Raw genomic sequence first — 314 nt, 5'->3', positions numbered from 1 at the left:
GACCTTCTTGAATTCACGCAGCGGGTGATCCGCCGGGATGACCAGCGTCAGCTCATCTTCATACAGCATCACGCCATGCAGCCCCGGTTGGCGCGGCGGCAGGTAGCTGATGCCGATGTCCAGCGAGCCATTGAGCAGGCGGCGTTCAATCTCAAGCCCGGTCAACTCATAGATCTGCACCACGAGGTGCGGCTGCGCCTTGCGCACCCGTTCGAGCATTTGCGGGACGAGGCTGGTGTGCACGGTTTGCAGTACGCCGATCGCCAGCGTGCGCAACGCCTGGCCCTTGAAGTTGCCCAGCGCTTCCCGCGCTC

At 63.4% G+C, this 314-nt stretch carries 1 protein-coding gene; it reads right to left on the bottom strand.

What is annotated here, in order from left to right; translation table 11 throughout:
• A partial coding sequence (locus tag CVN76_RS00625) for a LysR family transcriptional regulator substrate-binding protein (RefSeq protein WP_198512395.1) occupies positions 1 to 314 on the bottom strand: 314 nt, incomplete at both ends.

The sequence above is a fragment of the Bacillus sp. mrc49 genome (genome assembly GCF_002803435.1).
The sequence above is the reverse complement of the archived record's forward strand: the minus strand, read 5'-3'. Positions and strand labels throughout refer to the sequence as shown.